At 64.2% G+C, this 16,681-nt stretch carries 15 protein-coding genes, 2 pseudogenes and 1 riboswitch; of the genes and pseudogenes, 9 read left to right on the forward strand and 8 right to left on the reverse strand.

Going from position 1 to position 16,681, the window contains the following annotated elements:
* Positions 1-46: 46 nt before the first annotated feature.
* Positions 47-289: a PilZ domain-containing protein gene (locus AB3L03_RS31060; RefSeq protein ID WP_247297240.1), complete on the reverse strand. Its 243-nt coding sequence runs from the start codon at positions 287-289 to the stop codon at positions 47-49.
* A gap of 177 nt (positions 290-466) precedes the next feature.
* Here AB3L03_RS31060 and AB3L03_RS31065 point away from each other — a divergent pair.
* A pseudogene (locus tag AB3L03_RS31065) lies at positions 467-761 on the forward strand (HdeA/HdeB family chaperone).
* A gap of 117 nt (positions 762-878) precedes the next feature.
* On the opposite strand, the gene AB3L03_RS31070 reads toward AB3L03_RS31065, so the two are convergent.
* Complete coding sequence (locus tag AB3L03_RS31070) at positions 879-1,343, reverse strand: PaaI family thioesterase (RefSeq protein WP_018456381.1); 465 nt, start codon at positions 1,341-1,343, stop codon at positions 879-881.
* 360 nt (positions 1,344-1,703) lie between these two features.
* Between AB3L03_RS31070 and AB3L03_RS31075 the strand changes: the two genes are divergently transcribed.
* Together AB3L03_RS31075 and AB3L03_RS31080 are read left to right on the forward strand one after the other, a co-directional pair.
* Complete coding sequence (locus AB3L03_RS31075) at positions 1,704-2,015, forward strand: hypothetical protein (RefSeq protein ID WP_026233159.1); 312 nt, start codon at positions 1,704-1,706, stop codon at positions 2,013-2,015.
* A 103-nt stretch (positions 2,016-2,118) separates the two neighbouring features.
* Positions 2,119-2,373, forward strand: a complete 255-nt coding sequence (locus tag AB3L03_RS31080) for a hypothetical protein (protein ID WP_368507641.1) — start codon at positions 2,119-2,121, stop codon at positions 2,371-2,373.
* Between the two features lie 9 nt (positions 2,374-2,382).
* Here AB3L03_RS31080 and AB3L03_RS31085 read toward each other — a convergent pair.
* Together AB3L03_RS31085 and AB3L03_RS31090 are read right to left on the reverse strand one after the other, a co-directional pair.
* Positions 2,383-2,617 (reverse strand): annotated as a pseudogene (locus AB3L03_RS31085) (hypothetical protein).
* A gap of 205 nt (positions 2,618-2,822) precedes the next feature.
* Positions 2,823-2,972 (reverse strand): hypothetical protein, encoded by a 150-nt coding sequence (locus AB3L03_RS31090; RefSeq protein WP_368509135.1) that lies wholly within the window; start codon positions 2,970-2,972, stop codon positions 2,823-2,825.
* 238 nt (positions 2,973-3,210) lie between these two features.
* Between AB3L03_RS31090 and AB3L03_RS31095 the strand changes: the two genes are divergently transcribed.
* Positions 3,211-3,468 carry a DUF2798 domain-containing protein gene (locus tag AB3L03_RS31095; RefSeq protein WP_018456377.1) on the forward strand — a complete coding sequence of 86 codons (258 nt, stop codon included), beginning with the start codon at positions 3,211-3,213 and terminating at the stop codon, positions 3,466-3,468.
* 637 nt (positions 3,469-4,105) lie between these two features.
* On the opposite strand, the gene AB3L03_RS31100 is transcribed toward AB3L03_RS31095, so the two are convergent.
* Complete coding sequence (locus AB3L03_RS31100) at positions 4,106-4,273, reverse strand: hypothetical protein (protein WP_085349377.1); 168 nt, start codon at positions 4,271-4,273, stop codon at positions 4,106-4,108.
* A gap of 250 nt (positions 4,274-4,523) precedes the next feature.
* Between AB3L03_RS31100 and recA the strand changes: the two genes are divergently transcribed.
* The 3 genes from recA to AB3L03_RS31115 all read left to right on the forward strand — a co-directional run bounded on the left by recA (position 4,524) and on the right by AB3L03_RS31115 (position 7,595).
* Positions 4,524-5,612: a recombinase RecA gene (recA, locus tag AB3L03_RS31105; protein ID WP_026233157.1), complete on the forward strand. Its 1,089-nt coding sequence runs from the start codon at positions 4,524-4,526 to the stop codon at positions 5,610-5,612.
* A gap of 105 nt (positions 5,613-5,717) precedes the next feature.
* Complete coding sequence (locus AB3L03_RS31110) at positions 5,718-6,593, forward strand: hypothetical protein (RefSeq protein ID WP_247474189.1); 876 nt, start codon at positions 5,718-5,720, stop codon at positions 6,591-6,593.
* 9 nt (positions 6,594-6,602) lie between these two features.
* Positions 6,603-7,595, forward strand: a complete 993-nt coding sequence (locus AB3L03_RS31115) for a hypothetical protein (protein WP_018456372.1) — start codon at positions 6,603-6,605, stop codon at positions 7,593-7,595.
* 133 nt (positions 7,596-7,728) lie between these two features.
* Here AB3L03_RS31115 and gcvP read toward each other — a convergent pair whose 3' ends face one another.
* The 3 genes from gcvP to gcvT form a co-directional block, all read right to left on the reverse strand.
* Complete coding sequence (gcvP, locus tag AB3L03_RS31120; protein ID WP_368509095.1) at positions 7,729-10,593, reverse strand: aminomethyl-transferring glycine dehydrogenase; 2,865 nt, start codon at positions 10,591-10,593, stop codon at positions 7,729-7,731.
* A 162-nt stretch (positions 10,594-10,755) separates the two neighbouring features.
* On the reverse strand, positions 10,756-11,124 hold the full coding sequence (gene gcvH / locus AB3L03_RS31125) for a glycine cleavage system protein GcvH (RefSeq protein WP_027567642.1): 369 nt from the start codon (positions 11,122-11,124) through the stop codon (positions 10,756-10,758).
* Positions 11,125-11,135: 11 nt separating this feature from the next.
* Positions 11,136-12,209, reverse strand: coding sequence for a glycine cleavage system aminomethyltransferase GcvT (gcvT, locus tag AB3L03_RS31130; protein WP_368507642.1), 1,074 nt, complete (start codon positions 12,207-12,209; stop codon positions 11,136-11,138).
* Between the two features lie 233 nt (positions 12,210-12,442).
* A riboswitch (glycine riboswitch) is annotated at positions 12,443-12,532 on the reverse strand.
* 222 nt (positions 12,533-12,754) lie between these two features.
* On the opposite strand from gcvT, the gene alaS reads away from it, so the two are divergent.
* Together alaS and AB3L03_RS31140 are read left to right on the forward strand one after the other, a co-directional pair.
* Positions 12,755-15,448: an alanine--tRNA ligase gene (gene alaS, locus AB3L03_RS31135; protein ID WP_026233155.1), complete on the forward strand. Its 2,694-nt coding sequence runs from the start codon at positions 12,755-12,757 to the stop codon at positions 15,446-15,448.
* Positions 15,449-15,452: 4 nt separating this feature from the next.
* The gene (locus tag AB3L03_RS31140) at positions 15,453-16,679 is read left to right on the forward strand and encodes a cyclic nucleotide-gated ion channel (protein WP_368507643.1); all 1,227 of its coding nucleotides are present in this window, start codon (positions 15,453-15,455) and stop codon (positions 16,677-16,679) included.
* The last annotated feature ends 2 nt before the right edge of the window (positions 16,680-16,681 follow it).

Raw genomic sequence — 16,681 nt, forward strand, 5'->3', positions numbered from 1 at the left:
CGCAGCATCGCGCGCGCGATGCGAATGATCGTTCACACTGTATGCACTACTGTACGAAGGCGAGGCCGATGCGCCTGTCGCTACGCCAGACGGGGCGGCATTTGCGCACGAAATTGTCGCGCGCGATCGCGAGTGTGAATGATTGCGGCAATGTGACGAGGGCATCGAGGTCGATTGCGGCGCCGTCAGCCGACATGTTTCGCACCGTGCATGTGATGCCGCTGTTTTCAAAGGTGATCTTTCCACCCTTGAAAACACGGTAACGCTGCGCTGCACGCTTCTCGATCATCCGCGTTAATCCATAATGATCTTTGTGAAGTAGTGCATAGAAATTACGTTGAACTAAACTCAATACTGGCGCTACTTGCACAGCGCTTCAGATTTCGTTTACGACGTCGAAGCGGAGTCACCCGCGGATTTCCCCCAAGCCGTTCCTTTGTGGCGCTACGCGCCGATGGAGATATTGATGAAGACCACGTTTTCGCTTCTGTTCGCCGCAGCGCTCTCGCTCTCGTCCATGCCCGCCCACGCCACCAAGCTCGATCTCGCGACCATGAGCTGCAAGCAGTTCCTGGAGAGCGGCGACGACACCATCAAGATGGTGCTGACCTGGATGGACGGCTGGTACAAGGGCGATGAAGAGAACGCGATCATCGACACCGACGTATTCGTCGAGAACGCCAAGCAGTTCGGCAGCTATTGCGGAAAAAAATCCCAACGTCAGCATTGTCACCGCGGCTGACGAAGTGCTCGGCAAGTAACTTCTGCCGCGTGAGGGCACGGCGCGCGATCACAACCGCGCTTCCCGTCTCGACATGACGCCATTGAGAGCCGCGGTGCGCTTTGCGCTCACGCGGCTTTCTTCTTTCGGATGATGCTCACCCCGGTAGCATCGCGAACGCGCTCGACACCATCGCCACCGGCTTGTTGTCGGTGGCCGAGAGCAGCGTGACCCGGCCAAAGCTCATGGTGCGTCCGAGTCGCACCACGCGGGCGTCGGCCAGCACGTCCGACGAGGAGACGGCGCGCATGAAATGCGTGGTCTGGTCGACCGTCGTCATCGGACGATAGCCGCGGTTGGCGGCGAGGTTCGCGATCACCATCGCGGTGTCGGCGAGCGCCATCAGCGCCTGGCCGCAGACCACACCACCGTTGCGGCACAGCCGCTCCGAGAACGGCATGCGCAGGAGCGCTGCCGGCTGCCAGTCCGGCACGTCCGGCGGCGGCAGGTGATCGATGCGCTCGACCGACAGGTTGAGATCCTGGACCCAGGGCGCAAAGACTTCGCCGAGGATGCGTCGGGCCTCACTGATGCCGAACTCGGCTTCTGGCTGCGATGGCATTGCTGTCGTTCCCTCCTGTATTGCCGGATGTTCGGCATTTCGAGCGGACCGGCGCGGCAAAGTCGCCGGTCTGCCGCGGGTCCCGTCGGCTTGAAAATGCCTGACTTCGCCCGGTATGATGCCATGGAGTGGGTATGGGTGGGTGATGTTGCGTAGGTATGTCCTCGTGTTTTGTCTGGCCGGGCTCGGCCTGTTGCTGAACGGGTGCACCAAGTGCGGCCCGATCTGGGACGACTGGCTCCACGCGCCGAAATCGTGCAGATCGGACCGGCTCTAGCGGGCCGAGCGGCCCCTGCGGTTGTGGCAGGGGTGACAAGGCGCGGGCGACCCGCGCCGCCATGGATGATCAAGGAGTCAATGATGAAGCTTTTCCGTATGGCCGCGGTGCTGGCTGTTCTGGCGGGACCGACCGTGCTGGCGGGACCGGCTTATGCGCAAATGCCCAATCTCAATTTGCTGCAGGAGGGGCCTGGCAAGACCCCCGAGGAGAAGGCCGCGGAGGCCGAGCGTGACAGGGCCTACAAGGAAACGCTGAAGAAGATTCCAGACTCCAAGGCGTCCAACGATCCCTGGGGTGGCATGCGCTCCGACCCGCCGAAGCCGTCGGCGGCGCCAAAGGCGTCGGCCGCAACCGGTGCGCCGAAGAAGAAGTCCGGCACGACTGCCAATTGACCTTCCGCCCGATCGGCGGCGGTTGATGCCTCCGGCCGGGACCCTCTTGATCGGCCTGCTTCCTACATTGCGCGGGAGTGTATCGCGTCGAGGAGAGCAGAACATGGCCGATCGTCCGCGGGATCTCGCCGAGCGGATGGCGCGCCGGCGCAAGATGGGCGGCAAGCCCGGCCCGACGGCCGGCGACGGCTATCTGCGCGAGACCTTCACGCTGCCGCGCGCGGCGGCACGGGAGAGGGCACAGGCTTTCTTCGCCCGCTACCCCAAGGCCGGCTATATGAGCGCGGTCGAGACCTGGCGCGAGCTGCCCGGCGGCGACATCGAATTCACGACGCGGCGGCTGCCCAGCGCGGATTAAGGCCGGCTCCTATTCGAAGGTTTCGGATGTGATGCGGATCCGGAATACGGGCTCCTTGGCCTCGTCCAGCAGCTCCATGTTCCATTCGGAATTTTCCTGGAGCTTGCGGGCGATGCCGGCGGCCATGTCGGCGCAGACGCTGGTCATCTCCTTCCAAGCCAGATCGCGATCGGCAAATTCCGACGCCTGGTCGGCACAGCCGGAATAGCGGCCGTTCCGGATTCTGAAAGAAGTAGAGCGGCATGGTTCGCACCGATCGCGCCTGATGGCTCCGTCCCCTCGGCCATAATCGCGGGCAGTCCAATCCCAAACCATCGGCAGATCAATTCCGGGCGGCTACGGAATAGCCCCATGGGCGCGGCTTGCGCCCTGCAAGCCATGCTGCGCTCAAGTCATGGCGGCTGCGGCGCGCAGGGGCGCCATGCCGCCGACGATCTCGGTCCGGCCGTTCAGGCGGTTTTGCGCCCGATCGCCTTCAGCTCCCGATCGATGCGCAGCTGCACCCGTCGGATCGCCAAGAGATCGATCTTGGTCTCGGTCTTGCCGGTCTTGATCTGCTCGCCGATGCTGAGAACATGCTGGGCGGCATAATATTCCAAGGGAAAGCCAAACCTGTCGTTAAGCCCCGGATCGCTCAGGGCTATCGCGCAAACGCACGTGCTCCGGAACATACGAAATCGAAATTCGAAAGACGTCGGCCGCGCGCGTCGGCGCGAGACCTCATGCCCGTGGTTCTCCGGCCAAGAACAGAGTTCCGAGAATGGGTAAGGGCGCCTTCCGGAACGCGGCGGCATGTGCCTTGCTTGGCCCGATGCGGCTAAGCAACATGGACGCGTCATGCCGGGCATTCCCCGCCGCTATTCTCATTTCGTGTTCGGAATCATCCAGTCCGGACTGACCTCGCTGATCGCCGCGGGCATCGCCAGCTTTCCCGCAGGGAACGCGCTGGACTTCCTGGCGCACTGGATGGTGTCGTGGCTGATCGCATGGGCGGCGATGCTGCCGATCGTGCTGCTCGCAGCGCCGGCGATCCGCGCCTTCTCGCTGCGGCTGACGCAGGAGGAGGGCGGTTCGCAAACCGGCCGGCCGGCATGAAAATCGGAATGAAAAAACCCCGCTTGGGAGAACCAAGCGGGGAGAAGGTTATTGGAGGCTGAGGTGCTGGGCTGCAACACCATAGCCGGGCGACCCTAGCCGGTTCAGCTTACGACAGCCTGACAAGGCCCAATGATGGCAGCAAAAGCCGGAGCGCGGGGGCCGCAGACTGGCCCCGCACCGGTCCCAATTTCGACATCCGTTCGCACAACTCAGGACACAACCGCAGGCGAGATTTCGCGGCGACGGTGCTGCCATAGGGGAAAACGTGGCGTGCCGGCAACGGGGTGGCATCATGGACAACGTAGAGCGGTCATTCGCCGCCGCGACGGCGGCTGGCTTCGTCGTGCTGGTAATCGGCATCGGCTTGCTGGTTCTGCTGTAGGCGCTGTTGGGTGCGGAAGATGGCTCCGAGGGTGGAAAGGCCCGTGCGCGCCTTTCAAAAACGCGAAAACAACCCCATGCACAGTAGCGTGCCTACAAATTCCCCCGCCCAATCAATGGCTTACTGGTAGTATTTAGATACCATATCGGCTCGGATTTGCCTTTCACGGCCATCCGAATCCCGATTCCCGTGCCGATTCCTGAGATCAACGGGCGGCCGCTCCGGCACCGTCGCCAGCGCGGGCCCAGCGGCCTAATGAACCTTGATCGCGTCCAGCGGCAAACGGAGTTCGGCGGCACGCTCTTCGCGGTCTTTCTTGCGGAACTCGTTTTCCTTGCGCTCGAACTTGCTCAGCTCCTCCCGCGCCGCCTCCAGCAGCGGAGTGCGCCGGATCGTATCGTGATGCGTGTTGTCCGTCATGACTGAAGTCCCCAGAGTTGCGGTCTCGTCCAAGAGGAGAAGGCCGCAGACCGCGAAAGGTTCGGTGCCGGACGATTGCGGAATTCTGACGGCGCACAGCGCATCCGTCTTTGATGCGCTTCAGGCAGCCAAAATCGTAAAAGAACATATTGCGAACCTAGAACAAATAGGGTACATTGCTTTTATCGCCGCGCCGCCTCGCCAATCGTTTGTCCCTCACGCGAATCCTCGTCATAAGGAGCACGACCCGATGTCCACCACTGCCCTGCGTATCGTCGAAGGATCCTCCATGGACAAGAGTAAAGCTCTCGCCGCCGCGCTCTCCCAGATCGAGCGTCAGTTCGGCAAGGGCTCGGTGATGAAGCTTGGCAAGAACGACCGTTCGATGGATGTCGAGGCGGTCTCTTCGGGCTCGTTGGGGCTTGATATCGCGCTCGGGATCGGCGGCCTGCCGAAGGGGCGCGTTGTGGAGATCTACGGGCCGGAATCCTCGGGCAAGACCACGCTGGCACTGCACACGGTGGCGGAAGGGCAGAAGAAGGGCGGCATCTGCGCCTTCATCGACGCCGAGCACGCGCTCGACCCGGTCTATGCGCGCAAGCTGGGCGTCAATATCGACGAGCTCCTGATCTCCCAGCCGGACACCGGCGAGCAGGCGCTGGAAATCTGCGACACGCTGGTGCGCTCCGGCGCGGTCGACGTGCTGGTGATCGATTCGGTCGCGGCGCTGGTGCCGAAGGCCGAGCTCGAGGGCGAGATGGGCGATGCGCTGCCGGGTCTGCAGGCGCGTCTGATGAGCCAGGCGCTGCGCAAGCTGACGGCGTCCATCAACAAGTCCAATACGATGGTGATCTTCATCAACCAGATCCGCATGAAGATCGGCGTGATGTACGGCTCGCCGGAGACCACCACCGGCGGCAACGCGCTGAAATTCTATGCTTCCGTCCGCCTCGACATCCGCCGCATCGGCGCGATCAAGGAGCGTGACGAAGTGGTCGGCAACACCACGCGCGTCAAGGTCGTCAAGAACAAGCTGGCGCCGCCGTTCAAGCAGGTCGAGTTCGACATCATGTACGGCGAGGGCGTCTCCAAGATGGGCGAGATCCTCGATCTCGGCGTCAAGGCCGGCATCGTCGAAAAATCCGGCGCATGGTTCTCCTACGACAGCCAGCGTCTTGGCCAGGGCCGCGAGAATTCGAAAGCGTTCCTGAAGGCCAACCCCGACATCACCGCCAAGATCGAGACCTCGATCCGCCAGAACTCCGGCCTGATCGCCGAGCAAATTCTCGCCGGCAGCCCCGAGCGTGACGCCGACGGCGAGGAGCCGGCGGACGAGTAAGCTTCAGCAGTAAAGTTTTTCGCGAGGAGCGGGCGCTGAGGACGTTGAGTTGCCGACGTCTTCGGCGCCTGTTTCGTTTGGGATTGGTCATGCTCGGGGGGCGCGATGAAGCGGTTGATCTTGACCAGTTCGTCCGGAAGCGGGCTCGCCCGATCGGGCTTGGCGGAGCTTGTCATCTCATCCTCGTTTCACTTTGAGTGGGGACCGCTGCCCTCGCCCGAGAAGCTCGCAGCCTTTTTCGCCGCGCGTTCGGCGAATCTCGGGCCGGGTGATCATTGGTCCGACTGGGGCATCCGGTGGCCCAAGGACATCAAGGCCCGCAAAGACTTGTCCCTTGCGAACTTCTGCGAGCAATATGACGTGGTTGAACTTTGGTTCGACCCAGCTCCCCGGGATCAATTGCAGCTCGTCTGGCTGCTGGACCACCTCAGCTCCTGCTCCTCGCTGGTGCGAAAGCTTAAACTTCGACTTGTGGCATCCGAGCTGACCACAGAACGCGGTGAGGATCTCGCTGCGTCCGAGCCGCACATTCATGTCGTGCGTATCACGGCTCGAGAGTTCGAGACTGCCCGGTTGGCGTGGTCGGCCTACCGCGCGATGACCCCTGAGGCGTGCGTCGATCTCCTTCACCAGGATCTCAGTGCATTGCTGATGCTGCGGTTGTTTCACCTGCGCTCGCAACGGCGCACATATGTGTTCGGAGAATTTGAGTTGGGTTCGTTGCTCGAGGGGCTCGCGCTCGGCCCCAAGCCCGTAGTGGCCGGGTTGGGCGACGAACTGCGCACGATCGATCGCGAAAATTTAAGAGCTCGGCACGAGGTCTATCTCCGCAGCCGGTTGTCGTTGACCGAGTTCGGCAGGGCCGTCCTGGCCCATCAGGAAGATTTCAGTCGCCACAATCCGATCGACCGCTGGTGGGGCGGCACGCACCTGACCAATGATCGGCTGTGGCGTTACGGTAATGTTTTGACGAAGCCTTGAGGCCACGGCATGACGCGGCTCATTGTCACGACCGACTCGTCCATCGCCGGCGCTATTCAACAGGCGGGCCTTGCCGACCTCGTGATTGCCATCGAGCGCCGGCTGGTCTGGGGACCGTTGCCAGCCGATGCAGAGCTGGACGCATTCTTTGCGCCGCGTACGACACAGCCCCGCGGGCTTCACTGGCTCGACGATACGCCGTCCTGGCGTCTCGAGGAATCAGGCGTGAAGGATCGAGGACTGATTGAACTGCTCGCGGAATATGACACGGTCGAGTTTTGGCGAGGGCCGGAGCCAAATGCGCAATTGATCCTGCTCTGGCTGCTCGATCATTGGGGCCGCCAACACGATGCAAATCCCGACTTTGTCGTGCGCTCCCTGTCCTTGGGTGTCAGGGATGTCGACCCACCGCGAAGCGAACTCTACCCGCCGGCTGTTGCGATCACACCTCGTCAACTCAAATCGGCCAAGCGTGCATGGCGGGCCTATCGCGCGCCGACCCCGCAAAGTTGGAGGGATCTCTTCAAGACCAATTTGAGCTGTTTGCCACAACTCGCCCCTCACGTGAGGGCTCTGCTCAACGAACTTCCGCGTCCCGCCTCAGGCCTTGGAGCCACGGAAGCGCGGATACTCCAGCTCATCGCGCGAGGCGGCATGCAGCCTTTCGATGTCTTTCCGGGCCATCAGAAGTGCAACGGGCTGGATGTGTATGGTTATTGGGAAGTTGGAGCGCTGCTTGACGGCCTTGCGCGGTGCGAGAGGCCGGCCGTGTCGGGACTGGATCAAGGTCCGTTTTCGCTAGAGATGCACGACGATTCAAGTCAGTTCGATCGGTACGAGCGGTCGCAATTGACGCTGACCGAGTTCGGAAAGGCGGTGTTGGGAGGCGACCAGGATTTTCGCCGGCACAACCGGATTGATCGCTGGTGGGGCGGCACTCACCTGACCAACGAGCGACTCTGGCGGTGGGACCCCGAGACCCGCTCGTTGGTTGCGCCCTAAATGCGTGTTCCGTGCCGGAGGGTGGGTTAGCGAAGTGTAGCCCACCTCTTCCATTTCGCCAGAGACAGAAGTGGTGGGTTACGCCAGCGACTGCGCTTCGCGCAGCCGGTGGCTAACCCACCCTACAAAACGGTTACTCCGCCGCCTCCGCGTAATCGCTCACCGGCGGGCAGGAGCACACCAGGTTGCGGTCGCCATAGACGTTGTCCACGCGCCCGACCGGGGACCAATATTTGTCGGTTCGTGAGGTGCCCGCGGGGAAGCAACCCTCGGCGCGGGTGTAGGCGCGCTTCCAATCGTCGTCCGCGATGTCATGCACGGTGTGCGGGGCATGACGCAGCGGCGACGCCTCGATCCTGAAGCGGCCAGCCTCGACCTCGGCGATCTCCTTCCGAATGGCGATCATGGCATCGCAGAAACGATCGAGCTCCGCCCTGGATTCCGATTCGGTCGGCTCGATCATCAGCGTGCCCGGCACCGGGAAGCTCATGGTCGGCGCGTGGAAGCCGTAATCGATCAGGCGCTTGGCGATGTCGTCGACGGTGACGCCTGAGGTCGTCTTCAGCGCGCCGGGGTCGACGATGCACTCATGCGCGACGCGGCCTTTCTCGTTCTTGTAGAGCACCGGGAAATGCGCATCGAGCCTTGCAGCCACGTAGTTCGCGTTGAGGATCGCGATCTCGGTGGCGCGCTTGAGGCCTTCGCCGCCCATCATCAGGATGTAGATGTAGGAGATGGTGAGGATCGAAGCCGAGCCGAACGGCGCGGCCGAGACCGGCCCCACAGGCGCTTTCCCATCCGTCGCCGGATGACCGGGCAGGAACGGCTTGAGGTGCGCCTTGACGCCGATCGGGCCCATGCCCGGGCCGCCGCCGCCATGCGGGATGCAGAAGGTCTTGTGCAGGTTGAGATGGCTGACATCGGCGCCGTAATCGCCGGGCCTGCTAAGGCCGACCTGCGCGTTGAGGTTGGCGCCGTCGAGATAGACCTGTCCGCCATGGCCATGCACGATCTCGCAGATCTCGCGGATGTGCTCCTCGAACACGCCATGGGTCGAGGGATAGGTGATCATGACCGCGGCGAGGTCGTTCGAATGCTTCTCGGCCTTGGCGCGGAGATCATTGACGTCGACGTCGCCGTTCTTCTCGCAGGCGACCACCACCACGTCCATGCCGACCATCGCGGCCGAGGCCGGGTTGGTGCCGTGCGCGGAGGAGGGGATCAGGCAGATCTTGCGATGCGTCTCGCCACGCGCCGCGTGATAGCCGCGGATCGCGAGCAGCCCGGCATATTCGCCTTGCGCGCCCGAGTTCGGCTGCAGCGAGATCGCGTCATAGCCGGTGATGTCGCACAGCCATTTTTCCAGCCGCGCGAACAGCGCGTAGTAGCCCTTCGCCTGCTCAGGCGGGGCGAACGGATGCAGGCTGCCGAATTCCGGCCAGGTCAGCGGCATCATCTCGGTGGTCGCGTTCAGCTTCATGGTGCACGAGCCGAGCGGGATCATCGCGCGGTCGAGCGCGAGGTCGCGGTCGCTGAGCTTGCGCATGTAGCGCAGCATCTCGGTTTCCGAGCGATGCGCGTGGAAGACGGGGTGGGTGAGGAAAGAGGTCGCACGCTTGAGCGTCTCCGGCAGCGCCTCGCGCGTGGTGGCGTCGATCTCGGCGTATGCAAGCTGCCCGCCGAAGGCGCGCCAGACTGCTTCCACCGTTGCGGGCGTGGTGGTCTCGTCGAGCGCGATCCGCAATGCAGTTTCGCCAGCGCCGAGATTGATCTTCTCGGCCGCCGCGCGCGCCACGACTTCGGTACGCTTCGCCCCTGCATCCACGCTGAGCGTGTCGAAGAAACTGTCGGACTGCAGCGCAAAGCCGAGCTTGCGCAGGCCGGCCGCCAGCACCGCGGCGCGGCGATGCACATTGCGCGCGATCTGCGAAAGGCCTTCGGGGCCGTGATAGACTGCATACATCGAGGCGATCACGGCGAGCAGCACCTGCGCGGTGCAGATGTTGGAGGTCGCCTTCTCGCGGCGGATGTGCTGCTCGCGGGTCTGCAGCGCGAGACGGTAGGCCGGCATTCCGCGCGGATCCACGGAGAGGCCGACGATGCGGCCGGGCAGCGAGCGCTTGAGCGCATCGCGCACCGCCATATAGGCCGCGTGCGGCCCGCCATAACCCATCGGCACGCCAAAACGTTGCGCCGAGCCGATGGCGATGTCCGCGCCGAGCTCGCCGGGCGAGGCGAGCAGTGTCAGCGCCAGCAGATCGGCGGCGATGATCGCGAGTGCGCCCTTGGCCTTCAGGCTGGCGATCGCGGGCCTGAGGTCGCGCACAGCGCCTGAACTGCCCGGGTATTGCAGCAGTGCACCAAGCACGTCGGTCTTGTCGAGATCGGTGAGAGGATCGCCCACGACCAGGGTCCAGCCCAGCGGCTCCGCGCGGGTGCGCATCACGGCGAGCGTCTGCGGATGCACGTCCTTGTCGACGAAGAAGGCCTTTGCTTCGACCCGTGAGTGCCGCTCCGCGAGCGCCATCGCTTCGGCGGCAGCGGTAGCCTCGTCGAGCAGCGAGGCGTTGGCGACGTCGAGCCCGGTGAGGTCGCAGATCATGGTCTGGAAGTTGAGCAGCGCCTCGAGCCGGCCCTGGCTGATTTCAGGCTGGTAGGGCGTGTAGGCCGTGTACCAGGCCGGGTTCTCCAAAATGTTGCGCTGGATTACCGCGGGCAGGATCGTGCCGGAATAGCCTTGGCCGATCAGCGAGGTGAAGACCTGGTTCTGGGCGGCGAGTTCGGCCATATGCGCGATCGCTTCGGTCTCGCTCAAGGGCTTGCCGAGATCGAGTGGGGCGGCCTGCCGGATCGAGGCCGGCAGCGTCTGCGCCATCAGCGTATCGACGCTGTTCGCGCCGACGGCCTCGAGCATCGCGGTGACGTCGCGCGCGGAGGGGCCGATGTGGCGGCGAACGAAGCTGGTGGTGTCGCCGTTGGATTTGCGGTGCGCGGTCATCATGGGTCCTCGCTTCAGATGTTCTTGTCGCCGTCATGCCCCGCGAAGGCGGGGCATCCAGTAAACGCAGCCGCTTCGGCTAGGGCCGATTGGCCGCGGCGTACTGGATCGTCCGCCTTCGCGGACGATGACACCGAATATGAGGTCAGAGTTCGCATCATCTCACGCCGTGTGGGCCTTGTAGGCGGCTTCGTCCATCAGACCGCCGAGCTCGCTCTTGTCGGCAATCTTGATCTTGAAGAACCAGGCCGCGCCTTGCGCATCCGAGTTCACCAGTGCGGGCTCGGCGGCGAGCGCGGCGTTGGTCTCGAGCACTTCGCCCGTCACCGGCGCGTAGACGTCCGATGCGGCCTTCACCGATTCCACGACCGCGGCGGGTTCGGCCTTCTTCAGCGTGCGGCCGAGCTTGGGCAATTCGACGAACACGACGTCGCCAAGCTGCGATTGCGCGTAGTCGGTGATGCCGACGGTGGCGACATCGCCGTCGATCGCGAGCCATTCGTGGTCGGAGGTGTACAGCGTCGTGGTCATTTTCTCGGTCCTCAGCGTTTGTAGGTGTTTTTCACGAAGGGCATGGCGGCGATTTGCACGGCCAGGCGTTGGCCGCGCACCTCGGCGAAGAGTTTTGTGTCGATCGCGCTCGATGCGGTGGGCACATAGCCCATCGCGACCGGCGCATTCAGGCTCGGGCTGAAACCGCCCGAGGTGACCTTTCCGATCGGCTCGGCGGAGGTCGCATCCGCAAACAGCAGCGCGCCTTCGCGCACCGGCGCGCGGCCCTCGGTGCGCAGGCCGACGCGGCGGCGGGATGCGCCATGGTCGAAATGGGCGAGAATCTTTGCCGCGCCGGGGAAGCCCCCGGCTCGCGCGCCGCCGGTGCGGCGGCTCTTCTGCACCGACCATTCCAGTGCGGCCTCGACCGGCGTGGTCGCGGTGTCGATGTCGTGGCCGTAAAGACAAAGCCCGGCCTCGAGCCGCAGGCTGTCACGGGCGCCGAGCCCGATCGGCATGACGTCAGGATTGTCCAGCAGGGCCTTGGCGAGCCGTTCGGCATCGCCGGCAGGAACCGAAATCTCGAAGCCGTCCTCGCCGGTATAGCCGGAGCGCGAGACGAAGCAGTCGAGGCCGGCGACCTTGTGCGGACCGGAATCCATGAATTTCATGGCGGGTGCTTCTGCACACAATTTCGTCAGCGCCGATCCCGCCTTCGGCCCCTGCAGCGCGATCAGCGCGCGGTCGGCAAGCGAATCGATCATGCAGTCGTCCGAGAGATTCGCGCGCAGATGCGCCTCGTCCTCGGCCTTGCAGGCGGCGTTGACGACCAGGAAGAGGTGATCGCCGAAATTGGCGACCATCAGATCGTCCAGAATCCCGCCCTCGGCATTGGTGAACTGGGCGTAGCGCTGCCGGCCCGGCGCGATCGCCAAGATATCCTGCGGCACCAGTCCTTCCAGCGCGCGGGCGGCGTCCTCGACCTTGCCGGATTTCGGCCTGAGTGCGATCTGGCCCATGTGGGAGACATCGAACAGGCCGGCTGCGTTGCGGGTATGAAGGTGTTCCTTCAGGACTCCGGCCGGATATTGCACGGGCATGTCATAGCCCGCGAACGGCACCATCTTGCCGCCGAGCGAGACATGCCGGTCGTAAAGGGGGTGCGTTTCAGGGAGTCTTTGTCGTCGCGCGCAAGCATCGGGGGGCCCTCGGCGGTTCCCCGGGAACGATTTCCCGTGGACACCAGTCGAAGCCCCATCTGTCGCTGTGCCTGAGAGTATTATCCCGTCGGCGGACGCTGTCCGAACCTACCCTTTAAAAGGTCTTGGCCCGTCGGCGCCTCTTTCCAGATGCTGTCAAAGCCACGCGGTCCTTTTGCCTGAGAGTTTCCGGGGCGGTTGCTCCTTCGGCGCCGGCTACCAGTGCCGGTCTCTCCCGACGTGGCCGTACGATACAGATAGGTAAAGACCACAGGCCGGCCAAGCCTGTCAACGCGGCATCGGCGGCTTTCCAACGGATTACGCGACTGCGGCAACGCCTTGATCTGGCTGCACAGTTTCTGGACAGCCAAGCTGGCCTTGTCTAAAAGCGCATTGGCCCGCAGATATCAGCCCAAACTTGCGGTTTGGATGGCTGGAAGGCGGGTGCAAGCACACCCGATTGGATGAACATGAGCGGCGTCAACGAGATCAGGTCGACCTTTCTGAATTTCTTTGCCGAGAACGGCCACGAGATCGTGTCGTCCTCGCCATTGGTGCCGCGCAACGATCCGACGTTGATGTTCACCAATGCCGGCATGGTGCAGTTCAAGAACGTCTTCACCGGCGTCGAGAAGCGGCCCTATCAGCGCGCCACCACCTCGCAGAAATGCGTGCGCGCCGGCGGCAAGCACAATGACCTCGACAATGTCGGCTACACCGCGCGCCATCTCACCTTCTTCGAGATGCTCGGCAACTTCTCCTTCGGCGACTATTTCAAGGAGCGCGCGATCGAGCTGGCCTGGACGCTGATCACGAAGGAGTTCGGGCTCAAGAAAGACAAGCTGCTCGTCACGGTCTACCACACCGACGACGAGGCGGCCGGGCTGTGGAAGAAGATCGCGGGCTTCTCCGAGGACCGCATCATCCGCATCCCGACCTCGGACAATTTCTGGGCGATGGGCGACACCGGCCCGTGCGGGCCGTGCTCGGAGATCTTCATCGATCGCGGCGAGCACATTTGGGGCGGGCCTCCGGGCTCGCCTGAGGAGGATGGCGATCGCTTCCTCGAATTCTGGAATCTCGTCTTCATGCAGTACGAGCAGGTGACGAAGGAGGAGCGCGTGGCGCTGCCGCGTCCCTCGATCGACACCGGCATGGGGCTGGAGCGCATGGCCTGCATCATGCAGGGCGTCGACAGCGTGTTCGAGACCGACCTGTTCCGTCATTTGATCGACGCGACGGCGTCGGCGCTCGGAAGCGGACCGGACGAGAAGACCGTGGCCTCGTTCCGCGTCATCGCCGACCATCTGCGTTCGTCGGCCTTCCTCGTCGCCGACGGCGTGCTGCCCTCGAACGAGGGCCGCGGCTATGTGCTGCGCCGGATCATGCGCCGCGCGATGCGCCATGCGCAGCTGCTCGGTGCGCAAGAACCGCTGATGCATCGCCTGGTCTGGGCGCTGGTGCGCGAGATGGGCCAGGCCTATCCGGATCTGATGCGCGCGGAAAATTTGATCGAGGAAACGCTGCGGCTGGAAGAAACCCGCTTCCGCAAGACGCTGACGCGCGGCCTCGCCATTCTCGACGAGAAGAGCGCGTCCTTGAAGAAGGGCGACATGTTCGACGGCGACGTCGCCTTCACGCTGTACGACACTTACGGCTTCCCGCTCGATTTGACGCAGGACGCGCTGAAGTCGCGCGGCATCAGCGTCGACCAGGCTTCCTTCACCGACGCGATGGAGCGTCAGAAGGCCAAGGCGCGCGAGTCCTGGAAGGGGTCGGGCGAAGCGGCTTCCGAGGCGATCTGGTTCCCGCTGCGTGAGAAGCTGGGCGCAACCGAATTCCTGGGTTACGAGACCGAGAGCGCTGAAGGCGTGGTGACTGCGCTGGTCAAGGACGGCAAGGAAGCCACGAGCCTCAAGGCCGGCGAGACGGGCGCGATCGTGCTGAACCAGACGCCGTTCTACGCGGAGTCCGGCGGCCAGGTCGGCGACACCGGCGTATTGACCGGCGAGGGCGGCATCAAGTTCCGCGTCACCGACACCCAGAAGAAGCTCGGTGATTTCTTCGTTCACGTCGGCACATTGGAGAGCGGCGAGCTGAAGCTCGGCACCGCGCTGCAGCTCGAAGTGGATCACGGCAGGCGTTTTTCGATCCGCGCGCATCATTCGGCGACCCATCTCATCCACGAGGCGCTGCGCCAGGTGCTCGGCGACCACATCGCCCAGCGCGGCTCGATGGTCGCGCCGGATCGGCTGCGTTTCGACTTCGTGCATCCGAAGCCGATCACGGCGGAAGAGCTCGCGCGCGTCGAGGACATCGCCAACGAGGTGGTGCTGGAGAATGACGAAGTCTCGACCCGCGTCATGGGCGTGGACGAGGCCCGTGAGGCCGGCGCACGCGCCCTGTTCGGCGAGAAATATGGCGACGAGGTTCGCGTCGTCTCGATGGGCCGGACCGCGCGCGAGCGCGGCGCCAACGCACTCGGCTGGTCGGTCGAACTTTGCGGCGGCACGCATGTCAGGCGGACCGGCGACATCGGGCTGATCACGCTGACGGGCGAGAGCGCGGTCGCCTCCGGCGTGCGCCGCATCGAGGCTTTAACCGGCAACTACGCGCGAAAACACGCCAACGACACCATGGCGCTGGCGAAGACCGCGGCCCACGAGCTGCGCACCTCGATCGACGACGTCCCGGCGCGCATTGCCGCTCTGATGGAGGAGCGCAAGAAGCTCGAGCGCGAACTCTCCGACGCCCGCAAGAAGCTGGCGATGGGCGGCGGTGCAGCTTCGAGCAACGGCGCGGCCTCAGGTGTGCGCGAAGTCGGCGACGTCAAGCTGATGGCGCGCGCGGTCGAGGGCATCGAGATGAAGGATCTCAAGAGCCTTGCCGACGACGGCAAGAAGCAGATCGGCTCCGGCGTCGTCGCTATCGTCGGCGTCACCGAGGATGGCAAGGCCGGCGTCGTGGTCGGCGTCACCGCGGACCTCACTTCGCGTTTCAATGCAGTCAATCTGGTGAAGGTCGCCTCCGAAGCGCTCGGCGGCAAGGGCGGCGGCGGGCGGCCCGACATGGCGCAGGCCGGCGGCCCTGATGGCGCCAATGCGGCCGCGGCGCTCACGGCGATCGAGAAAGCCATGGCTGAACAAAAATCGGCCGGCGCGTAGGCAGGTGCGCCCCGTTCCGCGAGGAATTGGGCTTCGCGATCCCAATCTGAGGGATCGCCTCTACGAATTGCTGGAGCATGATCCGCTGGCCTACTCGGTCGGGTCGCGCTTCATCCAGCTGATCATCGGCGTCATCGTGCTCGATGTCGCCGCGATGATCCTTGCCTCGGTGCCGGAGCTGGACGCGCAATTCGGCGCGCTGTTTTCGGCGATCACCATCCTGTCCGTGATCGTGTTCGCGCTGGAATATGCGGCGCGGCTGTGGACCGTGGCGGGCCATACCCAGCGCGCAGCGTCCGCGCTGTCCGACCGGCTCAGCTATGTCTTCTCCGCACTCGGCATCATCGATCTGCTCGCGTTTCTGCCGGCCGCGGTCGTGCTAGCCACGGGCCGGCATGCGACGCTGGCAGCGCTCGGCGTGCTGCCGTTCTTCAAGCTGGTGCGCTACTCGCCGGCGATGCGGTCGCTGCTCGCGGCCGTGCACGCGGAGCGGCGGGCGCTGATCGGCTGCATCGTCATCCTGATCGGCGCGGTTCTGACGTTTGCCTCGCTGCTCTATGCCATCGAGCGCGACGTGCAGCCGGACAAGCTCGGAACCATTCCGCAGGCGATGTGGTGGGCGATCGTGACGCTTGGCACCGTCGGTTACGGCGACGTCGTGCCGGTGACGGCGCTCGGAAAGTTCATCTCCGTCTTCACCATCATCAGCGGCTTTGCCATGATCGCGCTGCCGGTCGCGATTATCTCGACGGCGTTTGCGGAAGAGGTGAAGCGGCGCGACTTCGTGGTCACCTGGGGTATGCTGGCGCGGGTGCCGCTGTTCTCGCATCTCAGCGCATCCGAGATCGCCGACATCATGCGGCTGCTGCGGGCGCGCACGATCGAGCAGGGCGAGATCCTGGTGCGGCGGGGCGATGCGGCTTCGTCGATGTATTTCATCACCGCCGGCGAGGTCGAGATCGCGCTGCCGAACCAGCAGGTGCGGCTCGCGGATGGCACGTTCTTCGGCGAGATCGCGCTGCTGCATAAGACAAAACGCAGCGGCACGGTGACGGCGACACGCAAGACCCGGCTGCTGGTGCTCGACGCCCACGACTTTCACGCCCTGATCGAACGCATGCCGACGCTGGCCGCGCACGTCCACAAGACCGCAAAGGCGCGACTGGAGGGCAGCGGTGACCTTGCGGTGGCGGAGCTGGCGCAGGCGGAGCGCGACGGCACCGACCGCTGAGC

It is taken from the genome of Bradyrhizobium lupini, from assembly GCF_040939785.1.
Taxonomy (GTDB): domain Bacteria; phylum Pseudomonadota; class Alphaproteobacteria; order Rhizobiales; family Xanthobacteraceae; genus Bradyrhizobium; species Bradyrhizobium canariense_D.

Excerpts from the sequence above, each read along its gene's own strand:
- AB3L03_RS31060 (WP_247297240.1), bottom strand. The coding sequence starts at position 289 with ATGATCGAGAAGCGTGCAGCGCAGCGTTACCGTGTTTTCAAGGGTGGA.
- AB3L03_RS31070 (WP_018456381.1), bottom strand. The coding sequence starts at position 1,343 with ATGCCATCGCAGCCAGAAGCCGAGTTCGGCATCAGTGAGGCCCGACGC.
- AB3L03_RS31075 (WP_026233159.1), top strand. The coding sequence starts at position 1,704 with ATGAAGCTTTTCCGTATGGCCGCGGTGCTGGCTGTTCTGGCGGGACCG.
- AB3L03_RS31080 (WP_368507641.1), top strand. The coding sequence starts at position 2,119 with ATGGCCGATCGTCCGCGGGATCTCGCCGAGCGGATGGCGCGCCGGCGC.
- AB3L03_RS31095 (WP_018456377.1), top strand. The coding sequence starts at position 3,211 with ATGCCGGGCATTCCCCGCCGCTATTCTCATTTCGTGTTCGGAATCATC.
- AB3L03_RS31100 (WP_085349377.1), bottom strand. The coding sequence starts at position 4,273 with ATGACGGACAACACGCATCACGATACGATCCGGCGCACTCCGCTGCTG.
- recA (WP_026233157.1), top strand. The coding sequence starts at position 4,524 with ATGTCCACCACTGCCCTGCGTATCGTCGAAGGATCCTCCATGGACAAG.
- AB3L03_RS31110 (WP_247474189.1), top strand. The coding sequence starts at position 5,718 with ATGAAGCGGTTGATCTTGACCAGTTCGTCCGGAAGCGGGCTCGCCCGA.
- AB3L03_RS31115 (WP_018456372.1), top strand. The coding sequence starts at position 6,603 with ATGACGCGGCTCATTGTCACGACCGACTCGTCCATCGCCGGCGCTATT.
- gcvP (WP_368509095.1), bottom strand. The coding sequence starts at position 10,593 with ATGACCGCGCACCGCAAATCCAACGGCGACACCACCAGCTTCGTTCGC.
- gcvH (WP_027567642.1), bottom strand. The coding sequence starts at position 11,124 with ATGACCACGACGCTGTACACCTCCGACCACGAATGGCTCGCGATCGAC.
- gcvT (WP_368507642.1), bottom strand. The coding sequence starts at position 12,209 with ATGGTGCCGTTCGCGGGCTATGACATGCCCGTGCAATATCCGGCCGGA.
- alaS (WP_026233155.1), top strand. The coding sequence starts at position 12,755 with ATGAGCGGCGTCAACGAGATCAGGTCGACCTTTCTGAATTTCTTTGCC.